General features: G+C 70.0%; 19 protein-coding genes and 1 tRNA gene. 11 read left to right on the forward strand and 9 right to left on the reverse strand.

The genetic code is table 11. The annotated features are described in order from the left end of the window. Window positions 1-34: 34 nt before the first annotated feature. The 3 genes from msrA (at window position 35) to epsC (ending at window position 2,430) form a co-directional block, all read left to right on the forward strand. On the forward strand, window positions 35-568 hold the full coding sequence (msrA, locus tag RF645_RS02050; RefSeq protein ID WP_058871202.1) for a peptide-methionine (S)-S-oxide reductase MsrA: 534 nt from the start codon (window positions 35-37) through the stop codon (window positions 566-568). Between the two features lie 117 nt (window positions 569-685). After that, the gene (gene cysK, locus RF645_RS02055) at window positions 686-1,621 is read left to right on the forward strand and encodes a cysteine synthase A (protein WP_058871203.1); all 936 of its coding nucleotides are present in this window, start codon (window positions 686-688) and stop codon (window positions 1,619-1,621) included. A 224-nt stretch (window positions 1,622-1,845) separates the two neighbouring features. Then, window positions 1,846-2,430 (forward strand): serine O-acetyltransferase EpsC, encoded by a 585-nt coding sequence (gene epsC / locus RF645_RS02060; RefSeq protein WP_058871204.1) that lies wholly within the window; start codon window positions 1,846-1,848, stop codon window positions 2,428-2,430. A gap of 100 nt (window positions 2,431-2,530) precedes the next feature. Here epsC and gndA read toward each other — a convergent pair whose 3' ends face one another. Further along, window positions 2,531-3,985: an NADP-dependent phosphogluconate dehydrogenase gene (gndA, locus tag RF645_RS02065; RefSeq protein ID WP_058871205.1), complete on the reverse strand. Its 1,455-nt coding sequence runs from the start codon at window positions 3,983-3,985 to the stop codon at window positions 2,531-2,533. A gap of 109 nt (window positions 3,986-4,094) precedes the next feature. Between gndA and RF645_RS02070 the strand changes: the two genes are divergently transcribed. Further along, window positions 4,095-5,012 (forward strand): SDR family NAD(P)-dependent oxidoreductase, encoded by a 918-nt coding sequence (locus RF645_RS02070; RefSeq protein ID WP_235586745.1) that lies wholly within the window; start codon window positions 4,095-4,097, stop codon window positions 5,010-5,012. Window positions 5,013-5,117: 105 nt separating this feature from the next. Here the strand turns inward: RF645_RS02070 and RF645_RS02075 are convergent, their stop codons facing one another. Next, window positions 5,118-5,720, reverse strand: a complete 603-nt coding sequence (locus RF645_RS02075; RefSeq protein ID WP_058871206.1) for an alpha/beta hydrolase — start codon at window positions 5,718-5,720, stop codon at window positions 5,118-5,120. Window positions 5,721-5,983: 263 nt separating this feature from the next. On the opposite strand from RF645_RS02075, the gene RF645_RS02080 reads away from it, so the two are divergent. Then, window positions 5,984-6,436 carry a GNAT family N-acetyltransferase gene (locus tag RF645_RS02080; protein ID WP_268766249.1) on the forward strand — a complete coding sequence of 151 codons (453 nt, stop codon included), beginning with the start codon at window positions 5,984-5,986 and terminating at the stop codon, window positions 6,434-6,436. On the opposite strand, the gene RF645_RS02085 is transcribed toward RF645_RS02080, so the two are convergent. The 4 genes from RF645_RS02085 to RF645_RS02100 form a co-directional block, all read right to left on the reverse strand. Then, window positions 6,393-6,468: transfer RNA gene (locus RF645_RS02085), tRNA-Val, on the reverse strand. The two genes, RF645_RS02080 and RF645_RS02085, sit on opposite strands and share 44 nt — an antisense overlap. Before the next feature lie 171 nt (window positions 6,469-6,639). Further along, window positions 6,640-7,575, reverse strand: a complete 936-nt coding sequence (locus RF645_RS02090) for a Sir2 family NAD-dependent protein deacetylase (RefSeq protein WP_082676908.1) — start codon at window positions 7,573-7,575, stop codon at window positions 6,640-6,642. Beyond that, a complete protein-coding gene (locus RF645_RS02095; RefSeq protein WP_006215105.1) occupies window positions 7,572-8,039 on the reverse strand; it encodes a peroxiredoxin in 468 nt (155 codons plus the stop codon). Before RF645_RS02095 ends, RF645_RS02090 begins: the two co-directional genes overlap by 4 nt. A gap of 103 nt (window positions 8,040-8,142) precedes the next feature. Next, entirely contained in the window at window positions 8,143-8,526 is a 384-nt protein-coding gene (locus RF645_RS02100) for a DUF3052 domain-containing protein (RefSeq protein WP_100244740.1), read from the reverse strand. 416 nt (window positions 8,527-8,942) lie between these two features. Between RF645_RS02100 and aceE the strand changes: the two genes are divergently transcribed. The 6 genes from aceE to RF645_RS02130 all read left to right on the forward strand — a co-directional run bounded on the left by aceE (window position 8,943) and on the right by RF645_RS02130 (window position 17,128). Further along, window positions 8,943-11,678, forward strand: a complete 2,736-nt coding sequence (gene aceE / locus RF645_RS02105) for a pyruvate dehydrogenase (acetyl-transferring), homodimeric type (RefSeq protein WP_368818517.1) — start codon at window positions 8,943-8,945, stop codon at window positions 11,676-11,678. Between the two features lie 73 nt (window positions 11,679-11,751). Then, a complete protein-coding gene (locus RF645_RS02110; protein ID WP_368818518.1) occupies window positions 11,752-13,131 on the forward strand; it encodes a PucR family transcriptional regulator in 1,380 nt (459 codons plus the stop codon). Between the two features lie 78 nt (window positions 13,132-13,209). Then, on the forward strand, window positions 13,210-14,121 hold the full coding sequence (locus RF645_RS02115) for an ACP S-malonyltransferase (protein ID WP_058871208.1): 912 nt from the start codon (window positions 13,210-13,212) through the stop codon (window positions 14,119-14,121). Between the two features lie 48 nt (window positions 14,122-14,169). Further along, on the forward strand, window positions 14,170-15,237 hold the full coding sequence (locus RF645_RS02120; RefSeq protein ID WP_053447202.1) for a beta-ketoacyl-ACP synthase III: 1,068 nt from the start codon (window positions 14,170-14,172) through the stop codon (window positions 15,235-15,237). A gap of 261 nt (window positions 15,238-15,498) precedes the next feature. Then, complete coding sequence (locus RF645_RS02125; RefSeq protein ID WP_006215098.1) at window positions 15,499-15,744, forward strand: acyl carrier protein; 246 nt, start codon at window positions 15,499-15,501, stop codon at window positions 15,742-15,744. A gap of 124 nt (window positions 15,745-15,868) precedes the next feature. Beyond that, window positions 15,869-17,128, forward strand: coding sequence for a beta-ketoacyl synthase (locus RF645_RS02130; protein ID WP_058871209.1), 1,260 nt, complete (start codon window positions 15,869-15,871; stop codon window positions 17,126-17,128). Between the two features lie 310 nt (window positions 17,129-17,438). On the opposite strand, the gene RF645_RS02135 is transcribed toward RF645_RS02130, so the two are convergent. From RF645_RS02135 to dprA, 3 genes are all read right to left on the reverse strand, one after another. Next, a complete protein-coding gene (locus RF645_RS02135; protein WP_006215096.1) occupies window positions 17,439-17,942 on the reverse strand; it encodes a DUF3145 domain-containing protein in 504 nt (167 codons plus the stop codon). 313 nt (window positions 17,943-18,255) lie between these two features. Continuing rightward, on the reverse strand, window positions 18,256-19,233 hold the full coding sequence (locus tag RF645_RS02140) for a tyrosine recombinase XerC (RefSeq protein WP_082676909.1): 978 nt from the start codon (window positions 19,231-19,233) through the stop codon (window positions 18,256-18,258). Window positions 19,234-19,263: 30 nt separating this feature from the next. After that, window positions 19,264-20,460, reverse strand: a complete 1,197-nt coding sequence (gene dprA, locus RF645_RS02145; RefSeq protein ID WP_058871210.1) for a DNA-processing protein DprA — start codon at window positions 20,458-20,460, stop codon at window positions 19,264-19,266. Between the last annotated feature and the right edge of the window lie 15 nt (window positions 20,461-20,475).

The raw sequence follows: 20,475 nt of genomic DNA on the forward strand, positions 1-20,475 counted from the left end.
GAATACCGAGGCCGCGAGGAAGGTTCCACCGACCATGACCACCACGACCTACGTCCTGGGCGCCGGCTGCTTCTGGTGCCTCGACGCCATCTACCGCAAGACCCGCGGCGTGAGCGACGTCGTCTCCGTCTACACCGGCGGCCATGTGAGCCACCCGACCTACGAGCAGGTCTGCTCCGGTCAGACCGGCCATGCCGAGGCGGTGGCGGTGAGCTTCGACCAGGAGGTCGTCTCCCCCGAGATCATCCTGGATCTGTTCTTCACCTCGCACGATCCCACGAGTCTGAACCGCCAGGGAGCGGATGAGGGCCCGCAGTACCGCTCGTCGATGTTCTACGCCGACGAGCAGCAGAAGCAGCTCTTCCAGCAGGCCATTGAGCGGATGGCCCCGAACTTCGAGCGCCCGATCGTGACCACGCTCGAGCCGCTGGGCACCGTCTGGGAGGCCGAGCCGGTCCACCAGGACTTCTACGCCCGCCAGCCCTATAACGGGTACTGCCAGTTCGTCATCAATCCCAAGCTGGCCAAGGTCCGGCAAGGTTACGCAGAGTTTCTGACCACCTCGTGACTCGCAGGCGCCGCGGCATCGGCCGTTAGGCTCGAGCAGAGTCCGATCGCCCCGCACACGGATGCCGTCTCACCGCGGCTGCCAGGGCACCGCAGATCCCCTTCGGAAGGAATCATCATGGGCAAGATCCACGACAACGTCACCCAGCTCATCGGCGGCACCCCGCTGGTGCGACTCAACGAGCTCGACAAGGACCTCCCCGGCAACATCGCCGTGAAGCTCGAGTTCTACTCCCCCGCACACTCCGTCAAGGACCGCATCGGCCGCGCGATCGTCGACGCCGCCGAGGCCTCCGGCGAGCTGCGCCCCGGCGGCACCATCGTGGAGGGCACTTCCGGCAACACCGGCATCGCCCTGGCCATGGTCGGGGCGGCCCGCGGCTACAAGGTCATCCTGACCATGCCGGAGACCATGTCCACCGAGCGCCGCGCCATGCTGCGCGCCTACGGTGCCGAGATCGTCCTGACCCCGGGTGCCGACGGCATGCGCGGGGCGGTCGAGAAGGCCCGCGAGCTCGTCGAGTCCTCGGACAACGCCATCCTGGCCCGCCAGTTCGAGAACGAGGCCAACCCTAAGGTCCACCGCGAGACCACCGGCCCGGAGATCTGGGAGGACACCGACGGCCAGGTCGCCGTCTTCGTCGCCGGCATCGGCACCGGCGGCACCATCACGGGCGCCGGCTCCTACCTCAAGTCGCAGAACTCGGATGTGCGCGTGGTCGCCGTCGAGCCGGCCGACTCCCCGATCCTCACGCAGGGCAAGGCCGGCCCGCACAAGATCCAGGGCCTGGGCGCCAACTTCGTCCCGGACGTCCTGGACCGCGAGGTCTTCGACGACGTCTACGACGTCGAGGTCGACGACGCCGTCCGCGTGGCGCGTGAGCTCGGCACCAAGGAGGGCATCCTCGGCGGCATCTCCACCGGCGCGAACGTCTTCGCGGCGCTGGAGGAGGCCAAGAAGGAGGAGAACCGCGACAAGCTGATCGTCACGGTGGTCTGCGACTTCGGCGAGCGCTACATCTCCACCGTCCTGTACGAGGACATCCGGGGCTGATCCCCGCAGCGACCTCTGACCGCGCCGAGCACCGGCGCGGTACGGTCCCGACGGACCCGCGTGCTCCCCTCCCTGCCTTCGACGGGGTCGACGAGCGGCGGGTCCGTCGCCTTCCCCGACCTCCTGCGATCTCCCCTCGGTCCCTAGCCGGCCGGGACGGATGCCGCTGGACCCACCGCCCCGCCGGGCTCCGCCCGCCCGGTGACGCTTCGATGAGGAGATCCGTGAGCTTTCTCAGCAGACTGCGCGAGGACATCGACACCGCGCGCGCCTTCGACCCCGCCGCCCGCTCGGACGTCGAGATCGTCGTGAACTACTCGGGGCTGCATGCCATCTGGCTGCATCGCCTCTCGCATCGACTCTGGGAGCGGGAGCAGACCAAGGGCGTGGCCCGCACGGTCTCCCAGCTCGGGCGCTTCCTGACCGGCGTGGAGATCCACCCGGGCGCCACCATCGGGCACCGGTTTTTCATCGACCACGGCATGGGGATCGTGATCGGCGAGACCGCAGAGATCGGCGATGACGTCATGCTGTATCAGGGCGTGACCCTGGGCGGCACGTCGCTGGCCAAGGTCAAGCGCCACCCCACGATCGGCGACGGCGTGACCGTGGGCGCCGGCGCCAAGGTCCTGGGCGACATCGAGATCGGCAGCGGCTCGGCCGTGGGCGCCAACTCGGTGGTCGTCAAGGACGTCCCGGAGGACTCGGTGGTCACCGGCATTCCCGGCAAGGCCCGAGCCCGCACCCCGGACAAGCAGGAGCCGCTGGTGGATCCGGCCGCCTACATCGATCCGGCCATGTGGATCTGAAGTCTTCCGGTTCACGACGACGGCCCCGGACTCTCGTTCACGAGAGTCCGGGGCCGTCGTCGATCCGGCTGCCGGAGCCCGAGGGCCCCGACGGCTCGGGTCAGCTGTCGATCTCGGAGCGGTCGCCGCTCCACAGCGTGTGGAAGGCACCTTCGGAGTCGGTGCGCAGGTAGGTGTGCGCACCGAAGTAGTCTCGCAGTCCCTGGGTCAGGGCGGCGTTGGAGCGGGGGCGGCGCAGGCCGTCGTAGTACGACAGCGACGAGGCGAAGACCGGGGCCGGGATGCCGCGGTTGGTGGCCTCCACGACCACGCGGCGCCACGACGGCAGGTATTCGGCGATGACGTCGCGGAAGGCCGGTGCGAACAGGAGGTTGCGCGGGGCGGTCTCCTTGTCCTTGTAGGCGGCCATGATGTCCTCGAGCAGCTCGGCGCGGATGATGCAGCCGGCGCGCCACAGCGAGGCGATGACGTCGAGCTGCAGGTCCCAGTCGTGCTCGGCCGAGGCCGCATCCAGCATCTCCAGGCCCTGGGCGTAGGCCACGAGCTTGGAGCAGTACAGAGCGCGGCGGACGTCCTCGATGAAGGCTGCGTCATCCACGGTGCCGGGCTCGGGAACGCCTGCGGCCAGGACCTCCTGGGCCTCCAGGCGGGTCTCGCGAGCGGTGGAGGACAGGGCGCGGGCGAAGACGGACTCGGCGATGCCGGTGACCGGCGAGCCCAGCTCGAGGGCGGCCTGCACGGTCCAGGTGCCGGTGCCCTTCATGGCTGCGGCATCCACGATGACGTCGACCAGGGGCTTGCCGGTGCGGGAGTCCACCTGCTTGAGGACCTCGGCGGTGATCTCGATCAGGTAGGAGGACAGCTCGGTGCTGTTCCACTGCGTGAAGATCTCGGCCTGCTGAGCCGGCTCGATGCCGCCGACCTGGCGCAGCAGCTCATAGGCCTCGCCGATGACCTGCATGTCGGCGTACTCGATGCCGTTGTGGACCATCTTCACGAAGTGCCCGGCGCCGTCGGTGCCGATCCAGGCGCAGCAGGGCTTGCCGTCCCCGGGGGCGTCCGCGGCGATGGACTCGAGCATGGGGCCCAGGGAGTCGTAGGACTTCTGCGAGCCGCCCGGCATGATCGACGGGCCGTTGAGCGCGCCCTCCTCGCCGCCGGAGACGCCGACGCCCACGAAGTGCAGGCCCTTCTCCGCAAGCGCCTGCTCGCGGCGGATGGTGTCCGGGTAGTGCGAGTTGCCGCCGTCGATGATGATGTCGTCCTCGTCCAGCAGCGGGACGAGCTGTTCGATCACGGAGTCCACAGGGGCGCCGGCCTTGACCATGATGAGGATGCGGCGCGGCTTCTCGAGCGAGTCCACGAGCTCCTGCACGGTCTCGGTGCGGATGAACTCGCCCTCGTCGCCGTGCTCGGCGATCAGGGCATCAGTCTTGCCGACCGAGCGGTTGTGCAGGGCCACTGTGTAGCCGTGGTGCGCGAAGTTGCGGGCGAGGTTGGCGCCCATCACCGCGAGTCCGGTGACGCCGATCTGAGCTTTCTTCTCTGAAGTCATGGGCCTCAGCCTAGTCCGGGGGCCGGACAGCCCTCCATGGGTACTGCTTGTTGCCCCGGCAGTGCTCGAGCAGGCCATGGTCGGGCCGGTGGCATGGGAGAATCTGCTCGTGGAGCAGACCATCGTGATGACGGGCGCGAGCCGCGGAATCGGCTGGATCGCGGCGCAGCGGCTGCTGGCCGAACGGCCCGGAGCGCATCTGGTGATCTTCAGCCGCGGCCCTTCCCGTGAGCTCGTCGACCAACCAGCGGTGCTCGATGGAAGGCTGTCGAGCATCGGCTGCGACCTGTCCTCGCTGCCCAGCACGCGGGATGCCGCGGACGCCGTGCTCCAGAAGCTGAGCGCGGGCGGCCTCCCGCCGCTGGGAGCCCTGGTCTGCAACGCCGGCGTCCAGCACACGAACGCGTGCACGCAGACCGACGACGGCTTCGAATCGACATTCGCGGTCAACGTGCTGGCGCACCACGTCCTCATCCGGCGGCTGCAGAGCGCCCTGTCCCCGCAGGGCAGGATCGTGGTGACCGTCAGCGACACCCACTTCGGCGATCTGCGGCACAACCTCGGCATGGTGCCGGGCCCGCGCTGGCAGCCGGTCGAGGCTCTGGCCCGCCCGGGGGCCTTCGACAGGCCGAGCAGCACGGCTGCTGGTCGCAGGGCCTACTCGACCAGCAAGCTCGCGTCGATCCACCTCATCCATGAGTTCGCGCGCCGCTTCCCCTCCGGGCCGACCATCGTGGGGTTCAACCCTGGCTTCGTCCCCGACACCGACCTTGCCCGCGAGGCCGATGTCGCATCTCGCCTCGTCATGCGACGAATCATGCCGCTGCTGGCCGTCACCCCGCTGGCGAGCACTCCGGAGCAGGCCGGCAGCTGGCTCGCCTCCGTCGTCACCGGAGACCTGGAGGCGCCCACGGGCGCCTACATCGACCGCGACACCGTGCAGAGGTCCTCGGCGCAGTCGTACGACGCCCGGCGCGAGCTCGAGGCCTGGGACGCCGTGGAACGGCTGACTCAGAGCCGACTCTGATCCCTACTCGTCGCAGCATGTCCGCCGCACATGGGCGGATGGATGAGACGCAGGCCCTGCGAGTGCTGGAAGGCCCTTGCGTTCGATGCCTGATCATGGAGCTTGTCAGAGAGCTGTCCGAGGAGCCGAGACCGCAGACTTGGGAGCTGGCCTCCGAGCATGACCTGCATCGCGGGGACAAGCTCGCGGCAGCCCCTGTCGACCGGACCGGTCTCCTTGCCTGGGCCCAGCGGACGCGGGCGGCGGAAACCCGCAAGCGACGTCGCCGGCACCGGCCGTGGAAGCCCTGGTCCTCCGAGCGCGGCGACTTGTCCGCGTGCACCGCGCGACGACGCGTGGGTCATCCCGGGCGGGAGCGCTGAGGTGCGCGGCCGCCAGACCGCCGCCGGCGCTGGCGCTGGCACCAGCGATCATCAGCCGCTGCGGATCGATGCCGAGCTGGGCCGCGTTGGCCGCGGTCCACACCAGCCCGGCATGGCAGTCCTCGACGGGGCAGGGATCGGGGAATTCCGGGGCCAGGCGATATTCGACGCTCACGGCCACGGCGTCGTGCTCGGCGAGCAGCTCCTCGGAGAAGGACACCGGCAGCGGCACCTCGCGCAGCGAAGCGATCATCTCCGGGGTGATCACCGGCAGCTGCTCGGCGATCGCGTTCATCGAGGCCTCGGTCTCGGCGTCGAAGGGCGGACGGTGCGTGATGCTGGACATCAGGGTTCCTCATTCCTCGCCGCGGCGTCGGAATCACGCTCCCACCAGCCGGGGATGTTGCGGAACCGCCGGATGCGGCAGGTTGCGGGCAATCGCTCCGCCATGCGCGCACCATGGGGCGCATGATCTGCACCAGCACCCAGGTTGTCGCTGATAGTTTCTCGGATGTGATCGATCCGATCTGGACCCTGCGCCGCCCGACGCCGTCCGATGCCCACGAGCTCGCCCGGGTGCACACCCAGTGCTGGCGCGAGACCTATGGGATGCGCCTTCCCACCGACCCCACTGAGGCCTCGGCACTGGAGCGACGGCAGGAGCTGTGGTCCGGCCTGGTGCGAGACGAACCAGATGGTCAGCGGCTCATGCTGGCCGAGGCGGGCGACGAGGTCATCGGCTTCGCCATGGCAGTCCCGACGGATCACGACAACCCACCGAGCACGCAGCTGCGCATGCTCTATGTGCTGCGCAGACACCACGGTTCGGGAGCGGGACAGGCGCTCCTGGACGCCGTCGTCGGCTCCGAGCCCTGTCAGCTGTGGGTCGCCCGGGAGAATCCGCGCGCCCACCGCTTCTATCGGCGCAACGGCTTCGTGCCCGATGGGACCGAGAAGCAGGACGAGCGTGCCGGCGGCCTGTGGGTGATGCACTGGGTCCGACAGCAGATGCCCGCTGTGGTGGGCCCTGCCGGGATCGAACCGACGACACCTGCGGTGTAAACGCAGTGCTCTGCCAGCTGAGCTAAAGGCCCTGGATGTGGCGGCATCGGGTGGACGACTTCTGCAGCCGTCAGCACCCGATGCCGACGCAGATGTTACCCCCGAGTCGGCTCTTATGTGACGCTCCGACAACGATTCCTGATGCGGAAGCTGGTGTCTTCCATCACGTCGGCTGTGAAGACGTCCTCCTGGCCCTGGGCCCCTCAGGGTCGACGGCCGCGTGCGCGCTCGCTCAGCGGGGCTTCTGCTGCGGCCAGGAACTCCGCGACCTGCGCGTCGATCTTGACCGAGGCATCGGCATCCGAGCGGGTCTGGCCGTGGTTGACGATCACCACGGGGATGCCCGCTCGCACAGCCCCGCGCACGAATCGCCGCGCCGAGTGCACGGTCAGCGAGGTCCCCAGCACCAGCAGGGCCTGAGCGAGCTCGGTCTGATGCCAGGCGGCGGCGACGTCGTCGGGATCAGCGCTCTCGCCGAAGAACACCACGTCCGGCTTGACCACGCCCCCGCAGACCGGGCAGTCCGGCACGCGGTAGGCGTCGCCGGCATAGGCGACCTCGGCATCGGCGTCCGGGGCGAAGTCGATGTCGGCGGGATCCGCCGAGGCCGCTGCGGCCTCGGGGTTCAGCGCGTCGAGCCGATCCGACCAGACAGTCCGTGGGATGAGCGTTGCGCAGTCCATGCAGCGCACGCGGTCGTAGCGCCCGTGCAGGTCGATCACGCAGCGCGAGCCGGCGCGCTCGTGCAGCCGGTCGATGTTCTGTGTGATGACCGCCCGCACTGCTCCGGCGGCTTCGAGCCGGGCAAGGCTGCGGTGCGCGGCGTTCGGCTCGGCGCGCTGCAGGTTCCGCCACCCGATCTGGTTGCGCGACCAGTAGTGCGCTCGGCGCTCGGGCGAGCCCGTGAACTCCTGGAAGCTCATGGGCTGGCGCGGCTGGGCGTCAGGTCCGCGGTAGTCCGGGATCCCGGAGGCCGTGGACATGCCCGCGCCCGAGATGACGAGGGCCTCCCGCCCGGCCAGCTGCTCGAGGGCGGCCGGAAGCCCGGCTTCGAGGCTCAGAGCCTGCGGATCGGGGAACAGGTCCGGCTCATCGCGGGGGCCGTATCCGGCCCGCAGGATGCGGACAGGAGGGCTCACGCGGTGGGTGCCGGCAGCTTGGCCAGCGCCTCGCGATAGCGCTCGACGGGCCTCTGCGAGGTGATCTCCGAGGTGAAGCGGTCGAGCACGATGCCGTCGGCATCGATCAGGAAGGTCGTGCGGCTGGCCATGCCGGTGGTCTCGTCGAACACGCCGAAGGCGCGTGCGGTCTCGCCGTGGGGCCAGAAGTCGGAGAGGAGGTCGAACTCCAGGGACTCCTCGCGACTGAAGGCTTTGAGGACGTACTGGGAGTCCGTGGAGACCGCCAGCAGGAGGGCATCGGCCTCCTGGACCTCATCCATCATGTCCTGCAGCTGGCACATCTCCCCCGTGCACACTGAGGAGAAGGCGAACGGATAGAAGACCAGCGCCACGGGCCGGCCGAGGTGCTCAGCGAGCGTCACGGCCTCCCCGTACTGGTTGTTCAGCGTGAAGTCGGGCGCGAACTGGCCGATCTCGATCATGGGTCTCACCTCGCCGCGTCCGGGATCGGCCGAGACGGCCGACTCCGGTGCAGATCATCGTGGGTCTGGGGGTCCGTGCAGCGGCGCGGAGGCCGCCTGCTCGTCAGTGATTGCGCTTGGGCGCCAAGCGCAGCGCGGTCCAGTCCTCGCTCACGCCTGCACGCGAGGTGGTGTGCAGTCCGGCCGTGGAGCTCGAGGACTCGACGTCCGCGGGGCTGACATGGCCGTCGCGACCGGGCTTGGGCGTGAGGAGCCAGACGGCTCCGCCCGTGTCGAGCTGCGTCTGAGCGTCGACCAGCGCGTCGATGAGGTCGCCGTCTCCGTCGCGCCACCACAGCAGCACGGCATCCACGACGTCCTGATCGTCCTCGTCGAGCATCTGCGACCCGATCAGGTCCTCGATGCGATCCCGCAGATCGAAGTCGACGTCGTCGTCGTAGCCGAACTCCTGCACGATGGCGTCCTCAGGCAGCTTGAGCTCGCTCATCGCGTCGTCTGCGGCGGCCTTGGCCTCGCCCACGTCACTCTCCTTCACCGGGCCCTCCCGCCGGGAGGTGCACCGAAAGACATGCCGCTCAGTCGCGGCCAGTTGTGCTGCCGGATCGCAGGACGCGGTCCGGCCCTCGACGCAACACAACACCTGTTGGCCGCTGCGTGCAAGGCGACTGGCAACCAGAGCCCGTCATTGGCGCTGCCAGCGAACCCGTGACGACGGCTTCGACTCCACCCGGCCCGACTGTGACCAGAGACGCATGGCAAGTCCCATGACAGGAGGTCAAGGCGTGGACGCACGAGACGGCAGAATGTTGGATGATGGTCTGAGGACTTCCGGCGGGGCGCGCCCCAACATGCGGCGCAGCTGCCGCCAGGACCGCCGCCGCACTCGACGAAGAGAGGTTGATCGTGGCATCCGAGAGCAACAATCACATCCTGAGCGGGCTCACCAGCCAGCTGACCGACTCCAACACGGAGGAGACGGAGGAGTGGGTCGAGTCCCTGAGGGACCTCGTGAAGACCCAGGGCACCGAGCGCGCGCAGTACATCATGCGCGCCCTCCTGCAGGATGCGGGCGCCCAGGGCGTCGGCGTCCCCATGGTCACCACCACCGACTACATCAACACGGTGCCCGTCGACCAGGAGCCGGACTACCCCGGCGACGAGGAGATCGAGCGCCGCTACCGCGCCTACATGCGCTGGAACGCCGCGATGATGGTCCAGCGCGCCCAGAAGCCGGAGATCGGCGTGGGCGGGCACATCTCGTCCTTCGCCGGCGTGGCCACGCTCTACGAGGTCGGCCAGAACCACTTCTTCCGCGGCCCGGATCATCCCGGCGGCGGCGACCAGATCTTCTGGCAGGGCCACTCCTCCCCCGGCAACTACGCCCGCTCCTACCTCGAGGGCCGTCTCAGCGAGGAGGACCTGGACGGCTTCCGCCAGGAGAAGACCAAGGAGGGCCATGCGCTGTCCTCCTACCCGCACCCGCGCATGATGCCGGACTACTGGCAGTTCCCGACCGTCTCCATGGGCAACGGCCCCATGGACGCGATCTACCAGGCCCAGTTCAACCGGTACCTCGAGAACCGCGGCATCAAGGACACCTCCGAACAGCACGTCTGGGCCTTCCTGGGCGACGGCGAGATGGACGAGCCCGAGTCGCGCGGCGTGCTGCAGGCCGCCGCCAACGACAAGCTCGACAACCTGACCTTCGTGGTGAACTGCAACCTGCAGCGCCTGGACGGCCCGGTGCGCGGCAACGGCAAGATCATCCAGGAGCTCGAGGCGTTCTTCCGCGGCGCCGGCTGGCACGTCATCAAGGTCATCTGGGGCCGCGAGTGGGACGAGCTGCTGAAGAAGGACAAGACCGGCAAGCTCGTCCAGATCATGAACCAGACCCTGGACGGCGACTACCAGACCTACAAGGGCGAGTCGGGCGCGTTCATCCGCGACCACTTCTTCGGCCAGACCCCGGAGACCAAGGAGCTCGTCGCGGACCTGTCCGACGACGACCTCTGGAACCTCAAGCGCGGCGCGCACGACTACTTCAAGATCCATGCCGCCTACAAGGCCGCCATGGAGTTCAAGGGCCAGCCGACCGTCATCCTGGCGCAGGGCGTCAAGGGCTACGGCCTGGGCCCGCACTTCGAGGCCCGCAACGCCACGCACCAGATGAAGAAGCTGACCGTGGAGGACCTCAAGGCCTTCCGCGATCACCTGCGCATCCCCATCGAGGACGAGCAGCTCGAGGACCCGTACAACGCCCCGTACTACCACCCGGGCATGGACTCCCCCGAGATCCAGTACATGCTGGAGCGCCGCAAGGAGCTCGGCGGGTTCCTGCCCGAGCGCCGCCACGAGCAGAAGGAGATCACCCTTCCCTCGGACAAGGCCTACGCCTCGGCCAAGAAGGGCTCCGGCAAGCAGCTGGCCGCCACCACCATGGCGCTGGTCCGCACGCTCAAGGACCTCATGCGCGAGAAGGACTTCGGGCACCGCATCGTGCCGATCGTCCCGGATGAGGCCCGTACGTTCGGCATGGACTCGTTCTTCCCCACGGCCAAGATCTACAACCCCAACGGGCAGAACTACATGTCGGTGGACCGCGAGCTGATGCTGTCCTACAAGGAGTCCTCACAGGGCGTGATCCTGCACCCGGGCATCAATGAGGACGGCGCCACGGCGCAGTTCCTGAACGCGGGCACCTCCTACGCCACTCACGGCGAGGCGATGATCCCGTTCTACCTCTTCTACTCGATGTTCGGCTTCCAGCGCTCCGGCGACGTCTTCTGGGCGGCCGCCGACCAGCGGGCGCGCGGATTCATCATCGGCGCGACCGCAGGGCGCACCACGCTGACCGGCGAGGGCACCCAGCACGCGGACGGCCACTCCCCGATCCTGGCGAACACCAACCCGGCTGTGATCACCTACGACCCGGCCTACGGCTACGAGATCGCCCACATCGTCAAGCGCGGCATCGAGCAGATGTACGGCACCGCCGATGAGGATCACGACGTCATGTACTACCTCACGGTGTACAACGAGCCGATCCAGCAGCCGGCCGAGCCGGAGGACGTCGATGTCGAGGGCATCCTCAAGGGCATCTACCACCTGAAGGCCTCCGAGCAGGAGGGCCCCCGCGCCCAGCTGCTGGCCTCCGGCGTGGCCGTGCCCTGGGCGCTCGAGGCCCAGAAGCTGCTGGCCGAAGACTGGGGCGTGTCCGCCGACGTCTGGTCGGTGACCTCCTGGACCGAGCTGCGCCGCGATGCCATGGCCGCGGAGAAGGACGCGTTCCTGAACCCGTCGGAGGGCGTGCGCACGCCGTACGTCACCCAGGCGCTGGCCGGTGCCGAGGGCCCGATCATCGCCTCGACGGACTACGCCTCCGAGGTCCCGGACATGATCCGCCAGTACGTCCCGAACGATTTCGCCACACTGGGCGCGGACGACTTCGGCTTCGCGGACACGCGTGCCGGTGCCCGTCGCTGGTTCCACATCGACTCGCACTCGATGGTGGTGCGCGCTCTGCAGATGCTGGCCAAGCAGGGCGAGGTCGACTCGGACGCCCCTCAGAAGGCGATCGAGAAGTACGACCTGCTCAACCCGAACGCCGGCACCTCCGGCAACGCGGGCGGCGACGCCTGATCAGCTCAGGCGACGGCAGTCGGCAGGAGGTCCGGGGCGCTCGCCCCGGGCCTCCTGTCGTATCCTGGCCGTCATGGCGAAGGACACCTCGACGGACTCCGATTCCCGCTCCGGCGGCGCGCTGCTCGGCGGGAGCCGGTGGATCCGCGGCGCCAAGTCGACCGGCGGCAGGTCTGCGCGCTCGTCCCGACGCAGCGCGTGGCGCGCTGAGCCCATGCCGGGACGCAAGACCCTCGACCGGGTCCGAGCCAACGTGGCGCCGCTGTCGGATGTGGCGATCGACCGGCTGGGCGAGGACCTGCCCTGGTTCGCCGAGCTGCAGCCCAAGGACCGCTCCGAGCTCGGGCTGATGGCCCAGCGCGGCATCGCCGGCTTCGTGACGTGGTGCGAGGATCCGGAGGACGAGAAGTTCCTCCTCACGATGTTCCGCGAAGCGCCCACGGATCTCACCACCGCGATCTCCCTGCACCAGGCCCTGCAGGTGCTGCGCGTAGTGGTCGACGTCGTCGAGGACCGGGTCCCCGAGCTGGCCACGGGAAGCGACGCCGCCGTCCTGCGCGACGGCGTCCTGCGCTTCTCCCGCGACATCGCCTTCGCCGCCGCCGACATCTACGCCCGTGCCGCCGAGAACCGCGGCTCCTGGGATGCTCGCATGGAGTCCGTCGTCGTCGACGGCCTGCTCAGCGGCGAGCGCAGCGAGACCCTGCGCTCCCGCGTGGCTGCCCTGGGCTGGGACTCCAAGGGCCCGGTCACGGCTGTGGTCGGCAGCAGCCCCGAGCAGACCAGCCCGGCCGTGGTGGCCCGCATCCGACGCGTGGCCACCCGGCACGCCTCGGATGCGCTCGTGTCCATCCAGGGCGATCGCCTCCTGCTGATGCTCGCGGACATGCAGCGCACCGACCGCGCCCTGGCCCGGCTCGCCGCCCTGTTCGGCCCCGGCCCGGTCGTCTACGGGCCGGAGGCCGACTCGCTGTTCTCGGTGGTCGCCTCCTCCGAGCCGGCTTCCGCCGGGCTCGAGGCAGCCCATGCCTGGCCCGCCGCCCCGCGCCCGGTGCACTCCGAGGAGCTGTGGCCAGAGCGCCTGATGACCGGGGACCTGCTGGCCCGCGCGGCGATCGTGGAGCAGATCCACGCGCCGCTGGCGGCCTCGACCACCGGGCTCGAGGAGACCCTGTCGACCTACATCTCCGTGGGCCACTCCCTCGAGGCCACCTCGCGCGAGCTCTACGTCCACGCCAACACCGTGCGCTACCGCCTGCGGCGGATCACTGACCTCACCGGCTGGGATCCGCTCGTGCCCCGCGACGCGTTCGTGCTGCACTGCGCGCTGGTGGCCGGCCGGCTCGCCTCCAGCTCCGCCGCACGCAGCGGCCCCGGCGCAGCTGGAGGCCCCGCACAGCTGCCCCGACCGGCGCGCCGGAGCCCGGGCGAGGCGCCGTCGCAGGCCTTGTAGGGAGTCGACAAAGCTCCGACGGGGCCTTCGTGCGAGCCGCAGGTCGCTGCGCGTCCCCCGATCTGGTGGAATTCACGGGTGATTGCGATCCTCTGCCCAGGACAGGGCGCCCAGAAGCCAGGAATGCTCGCCGAGTGGCTGCCGCTGCCCGGCGTGCGGGAGCACCTCGAGCGGCTCTCCCGCGGTGCCGACCTCGACCTCATCCACTACGGGACCGAGGCCGATGCCGAGACCATCAAGGACACTGCGGTCGCCCAGCCGCTGATCGTGGCGGCCGGGCTGGTGGCCGCGCGCCTGCTGCGCAGCGAGCTCGACGGCCGCGACGACCTCCTGTTCGCCGGCCACTCTGTCGGCGAGATCACCGCCTCCGCCCTGGCCGGCGCGCTGAGCGAGGACGACGCCATGAGCTTCGTGCGCACCCGAGCCACCGCCATGGCCCAGGCCGCTGCCGCCGCGCCCACCGGCATGTCCGCGGTCCTCTCCCCGCAGGAGGACGTCATCCGCGAGGCCATCGAGGCCGCCGGACTGACCCCGGCCAATGCCAACGGCTCCGGGCAGATCGTCGCCGCCGGCTCGCTCGAGGCCCTCGAGGCCTTCGCCGCGAACCCGCCGGAGCGCTCGCGCGTGGTCCCGCTGAAGGTCGCCGGCGCTTTCCACACCGACTACATGGCTCCTGCCCTGGAGCCGCTGCGCGAGCTCGCCGGGTCGCTGTCTCCGCAGGACCCCGCCTCGGTCCTGCTCTCCAACCGCGACGGCCGGGCCGTCGCCTCCGGGCAGGCGAACCTGGAGTCCCTCATCGAGCAGGTCTGCCGCCCCGTGCGCTGGGACCTGTGCATGGAGGAGATGAAGCGCCGCGAGGTCACCCAGCTCATCGAGCTGCCGCCCGCGGGTACGCTCGTCGGACTGGCCAAGCGCGCCATGCGCGGCGTGCCGGCCGTGGCCGTGACCTCGGCCGAGGCCCTCGAGGACGCGCGCAGTGCGCTGTCCTGAGCCCGCTGCCGCGCATCGGTCCATCCACTACTTCCAGGAGACGTCCGCATGGTGACGCTGAACCAGTACACCCCGACCGCCCACTCCCGCATCCTGGGCCTGGGCGCCTCCCGACCGGATGTCACCGTCACGAACGACGACATCTGCCAGTGGATCGAGTCCTCGGACGAGTGGATCCGACAGCGCACCGGCATCGTCACCCGCCACCGCGCCGATGAGTCCACCAGCGCTCTGGACATGGCCCTGGAGGCCTCGCGCGAGGCGCTCGAGGCGGCCGGGATCCAGGGCTCGCACCTCTCCGCGGTGATCGTCGCCTCGATCTCGCATCCGTACCAGACCCCGTCCATGGCTGCCGTGCTCGCCGATCAGCTGGGCGCCACGCCCGCTGCGGCGTTCGACGTCTCGGCGGCCTGCGCCGGATACTGCTACGGCATTGCCCAGGCCGACGCCCTGATCCGCTCGGGCATGTCCGAGCACGTGCTGGTCGTGGGCGTGGAGAAGCTCTCCGACGTCATCGACAACGGCGAGCGCTCGATCAGCTTCCTGCTCGGCGACGGCGCCGGCGCGGCCGTCGTGGGCCCCTCGCAGACGCCCGGGATCGCCCCCACCGTGTGGGGCTCGGACGGCTCCAAGGCCGAGGCCATCCGCATGACGCACCCGCTGACGGATCTGCGCCTGATCGATCAGGGGCAGCCGCGGCCCTTCCGCGCCGATCTGGCGGACAAGGAGACCGGCGAGATGCCGGCCGACGCCCCGCTGTCGCCGACCCTGCGCCAGGACGGGCAGACCGTGTTCCGCTGGGCCTCCTTCGAGGTCGCCAAGCGGGTCACGCAGGCGCTCGAAGCTGCCGGGATCGGACCCGAGGATCTGGGCGCCTTCATCCCGCACCAGGCCAACATGCGGATCATCGACCAGATGGCCAAGGTGCTGAAGCTGCCCGAGTCGGTCGTCATCGCCCGCGACATCGCCGATGCCGGCAACACGTCGGCGGCCTCCGTGCCGCTGGCCGCCCACCGCCTGCTCAAGGAGCACCCGGAGCTGTCCGGCAAGCCCGCCCTGCAGGTCGGATTCGGCGCCGGACTCGTGTTCGCCGCCCAGGTGGTGATCCTGCCCTGAGCCCTCCGCTGCAGGCCTCGTGCCTGCAGCCAGCGGCTCCCCCGCCTTCCGATCCGCAAGCGGCCGACGACCTCCTCCCGATGAGGCAGTCGTTCGAGGATCGGGCTCCACGCTCAGCGGCCGGCCCGCCCGTAGAGTTGAGACCGCAGTGACAACGTAGATCGCCGGGTTCGCACCGCGAGCCGGAGATCACCGGTCGGCGACCGCCGACCGACGCGATTGGGAACGGCCCTCTCGAGGGCCAGACGAAAGGAAGACAGCATGGCGAGCAAGGAAGAGATCCTGGCAGGTCTGGCCGAGATCGTGAACGAGGAGACCGGCCTGGAGACCGAGGCCGTCCAGCTCGACAAGAACTTCACCGAGGACCTGGACATCGACTCCATCTCGATGATGACCATCGTCGTGAACTGCGAGGAGAAGTTCGAGGTGACCATCCCGGACGAGGAGGTCAAGAACCTCAAGACCGTTCAGGACGCCGTCGACTTCATCGACAACGCCCAGGGCTGATCGGCCCACCGGAACCGCAGGCCGAGCGCGCCGCCGCCCCGTCGTGCCACGGCACGGCGCAGGCGGCGCGCCGGCCGCGGACTACCGGCCCCTCCACCCCTGAGATCAGGAAGCAGCAGCGCACATGACCCGTAAAGCAGTAGTCACCGGACTCGGAGCCACCACGCCCATCGGCGGCACCGTCCCCGAGCTGTGGCGCAACGCCCTGGCCGGAGTCTCCGGTGTCTCCGCGATCGACGCCGAGTGGCTCGAGCTCTACCCCACGAGCTCGCGCATCGCCGCCTCCGTCTCGACCCCCGCCTCCGAGGCGCTCTCCCGCGTGGAGGCCAAGCGCCTGGATCCGTCGGGGCAGCTGTCCCTGATCTCCGCCCGCGAGGCCTGGGCCGACGCCGGCTTCTCCGGCGCCGACGCCGAGCTCTCCGATGAGGTCGACCCCGAGCGCCTGGCCGTCGTGTTCGGCACGGGCATCGGCGGCGCCTGGACCCTGCTCGATGCCTGGGACACCATGCGCGAGCGCGGCGTCCGACGCGTCATGCCCATGACCGTCCCCATGCTCATGCCCAACGGCAACTCCGCCACGATCGGCATGGCTCTGAAGGCCCGCGCAGCCGCCATCACCAGCGTCTCCGCCTGCGCCTCCGGCACTGAGTCCTTCTACCAGGGGCTCATGCTCATCCAGACCGGCAAGGCCGACGTCGTCGTGGTCGGCGGCGCCGAATCTGCCAACCACCCCGTGAACTTCGCGGCTTTCGGCGCCATGCAGGCGCTGTCCACCCGCAACGACGAGCCCGAGCGCGCCTCCCGTCCGTACGATATCGACCGCGACGGCTTCGTCATGGCCGAGGGCGCCGGTGCGGTGGTCATCGAGTCCGAGGAGTTCGCCAAGGCCCGCGGCGCCCGCATCTACTGCGAGCTCGCAGGCGCTGGCCTCAGCGCCGACGCCCACCACATCACGGCCCCCGACGACACCGGAGCCGGTGCGGCCCGCGCCCTGCGCGAGGCGCTGCGCGAGGGGGATATCGCCCCCGAGGACGTCATCCACGTCAACGCGCACGCGACCTCCACCCCCAAGGGCGACCTCCCGGAGGCCACCGCCATGCGGGCGGCGCTGGGCGATGCGATCGACGGCATCCCCGTCTCGGCGACCAAGTCCATGACCGGGCACATGCTCGGCGGCTCCGGCGCCGTGGAGGCGATCCTCACGATCAAGGCGCTCACCGAGCGCACCGCGCCGCGGACCATCAACCTGGACAACCAGGATCCCGCGATCGATCTCGACGTCGTGACCGAGCCGCGCGAGCTGCGCTCCGGCGACGCGACGGCCCTGTCCAACTCGTTCGGCTTCGGCGGTCACAACGCCGTGGTGGCCTTCCGCTCCGTCTGAGTCGGCTTCTGCTGCCGGGACGATGCCCGGAAAGCATCGACGGCCCCGCACCTCGAGGTGCGGGGCCGCAGTCGTTCCGGGCCGCAGTCGTCGAGTGGCCTTGCAGCGCGATTCAGCGGTGCTCACTCATTCGAGTGGTGCGGCAGTGTGCGTCCGACGCCCCGAACGCACATTCCGACGCCCCTCGATTCGGGTCCTCACACGCAGGCCCCACTCGATAGTGGGGAGGCGGAGGGGCTGCTCGTTCCGGGTGAGGGATCAGCGGCCAGGCGTCAGGTCCCGCAGAACAGGCCCGCGAGGCCCGGGACTCTCAGGAGACCCGGTGGAGCCAGCGGACGGGGGCGCCCTCGGCGGCGAGGCGGAACGGCTCGAGCTCCTCGTCCCATGCCTCGCCCAGAGCCAGCGAGAGCTCGTTGACCACCAGGGCGGGGTTGCCATGGGAGTTCTCGAAGGCGTAGCGGATGCGGTCCTCGCAGACCACCACGTTGCCGGCGGCGTCGGTGGTGGCGTGGAAGACGCCCAGGTCAGGGGTGAAGGACCAGCGGGATCCGTCGCCTCCGGGCGAGGGCTCCTCGGTGATCTCGAAGCGGATCTTCCCGAGCGTGCGCAGGGCAGAGGCCATCAGCGCGCCGGTCCCGGCCGGTCCGGCCCAGGTGAGCTCGGCGCGCAGAGTACCGGGCTCCGCCTCCTGGGCGGTCCAGTCCAGTGCGGTGCGTCCCCGCGCGAGCGCCTCGAGCGCCCACTGGATATGAGGGCACAGCGCCTGCGGGGCGGAGTGGATGTGAAGCACTCCCCGCGTGATCGTGGTCGACATGACGTGTCCCTCCGACGTGTAGGTGCGTCTTCCCCAACGACCTTCACGAGTTCCAGAAGCGACAAGGACCCTTCAGCCCGCGTCTGCCGATGCGGTCCGATCGGAGAGGATTCGAGGCCTCCGGGATCGTCCCGCGATGAAATTTTCTGTCCTGCGGCGCCCCACCGAGCTGATGGATTCGAGGTCATCAGACAGAGGAGCAGTCTCATCCTTCTCGATCGATGACTCTGCCGTCAACTCGGCGGCGAAGTGTACGACGGACTCCGACGTCATAAGGACGTCGATGACACCGCGCTTCGGCTCCGCGAGGGGCTCAGGCCCGGGGATGCGCCTGCTGGAAGGCGGCCCCCAGCCGGTCGACCGAGACGTGCGTGTAGATCTGGGTGGTCGACACGGACTCGTGGCCGAGCAGCTCCTGGACGCTGCGCAGGTCGGCGCCGCCGTCGAGCAAGTGGGTGGCCGCTGAATGCCGCAGCGCGTGGGGGCCCCGGGCGGCAACGTCCGGGCGGGCCGCGAGCTCCCGATCGACGACCTCGCGGATCTGCCGGGTGCCCAGACGACCTCCTCGGGAGCCGAGCAGCAGAGCAGGGCCGCTGGCCGGGGAGCTCAGCTCAGCGCGCCGGCTCAGCCATCGCTCGAGCGCGGCATCGGCCGGCGCGCCGTACGGGACGACGCGCTGCTTGTCGCCCTTGCCGGTCACTCGCAGGGTCCGGCGCTGCCGATCCAGGTCATCGACATCCAGCCCGGACAGTTCCGCGACGCGGACGCCGGTGGCCCACAGCAGCTCGACGATCACCAGGTCGCGGGAGGCCAGCGCCCGGTCCCGCTCCGAGGACTTCGCGTCCTGGGCTCGGGCGGCGAGATCGTCGAGGATCGCCTGCAGGTCGCCGGCGCCCACGACCTCGGGCAGGTGGGAGCCGCGCCGAGGCGCCTTGAGGCGCAGGGTCGGATCTGAAGGCGTGCGCCCGGTCGCGGTGGTCCACCCGAAGAAGGTGCGCAGGGCGGAGGTGCGACGAGCCAGCGTCGACGCCGAGGCCCCGCGCGCATGCAGCTCGGCCAGCCAGCCGCGCAGCACGCTCAGGTCGATCTGCTCCACCGCAGCTTCCCGACGACGGGCCCACGCCAGCAGGAGCTCGAGATCGGCCGTGTACGCCGTGATGGTGGCCTCGCTGCGCGAGCGCTCGAGGCGCAGGTGCTCGCCGAACTGCGCGAGCAGCCGGGACTCGGCCTCGGTGGAGTCGTCAGCCGCTGAGTCGTGCGGTGCGGCGGGGGGCGGACCGGCGTGGGACATGCCTCCGATCCTATGACGGTGCAGGCCGGCCTATCGGATCCTCGGCCTGCGCCACAGGCCGTCGCGCTCCAGGGCCAGGCCGTCGCGCTCGAGGCGGCGCAGGGCACCGAGCAGGAGGCGCACCGGCAGCCCGGTGGCGGAGACCAGGGCGTCGATGCTCGCACCGCTGCGCACGGGCAGGGCATCGGCGAGCATGCGGTCCTGCTGGCTGAGCCCGTCGAAGATCTGCAGCTGCTCGGCCGGTGCGGACTCGGCGACTGCCCCCAGGGGTTCCAGCAGGGACAGGACCTCCTCGACGTCGCTGACCAGGACCGCCGCGCCCTCTCGGATGAGGCGATGGCACCCGGCCGAGGCGGCCGAGTGGATGCTTCCGGGCACGGCACCGACCGGTTTGGAGAGCTGGTCCGCGTGATGCGCGGTGTTCTGCGCCCCGGAGCGCCATCGCGACTCCGTCAGCACGGTCGCCGCCGACAGCGCCGCGATCAGCCTATTGCGGTCCAGGAACCGGTAGCGCGCCGGCATGGTCCCCGGTGGCGACTCGGAGACCACCGTGCCCTCCGCGCACACCCGCTCGAGCAGCTCCTGGTTCCCGCGCGGGTACAGCCGGTCGACGCCGCCGGCCATCACGGCGACCGTGGGGACGGGACCGACCCCGGTGGCCAGAGCAGCTCGGTGCGCCGCCTCATCCACCCCATAGGCTCCGCCGGAGACGATCGTGCGACCGCGCGCGGCCAGGGCCCCCGCCAGATCGAAGGTGATGCTGCGCCCGTAGCTGGTGACGTCGCGGGAGCCGACGATGGCCACAGCATCGCGCGGCCATCGGCCCAGCGCGGTGCGTCTCCCTCGGCCCCACAGAGCCACCGGCGACTGCAGGCCGAGCTGGTCGAGCTGCGCCGGCCAGTCGTCGTCCTCGGGAACGCACAGCCACCCGCCGACGTCCTCCAGGGCGCGCCGATCGGCATCCGTGTCCACGACCGAGGCCCGTGCCTTCCAGCGCTGCGCTGCCGTGGCCATGCTCCCGCCCACCGCTTCCGGGACGCGCTGCATCGCCTGAGTCAGGGCGAGGCTCTCCTCGGCGCTCAGGCGGCGTCCGCTGGACACGATCTCCCAGGAGACGACGGGTCCCAGGGCCTTGATCAGCACATGGCCGATCGCATCCCGCGGCTCGATCACGCGGGACAGGCCCGCCCGCGCTCGGCGGATGAGCTGCTGGTCCTCGAGGGTCATGGCGATCTCCTGATC

It is taken from the genome of Kocuria sp. CPCC 205260 (genome assembly GCF_040981045.1).
Lineage (GTDB): Bacteria > Actinomycetota > Actinomycetes > Actinomycetales > Micrococcaceae > Kocuria > Kocuria palustris.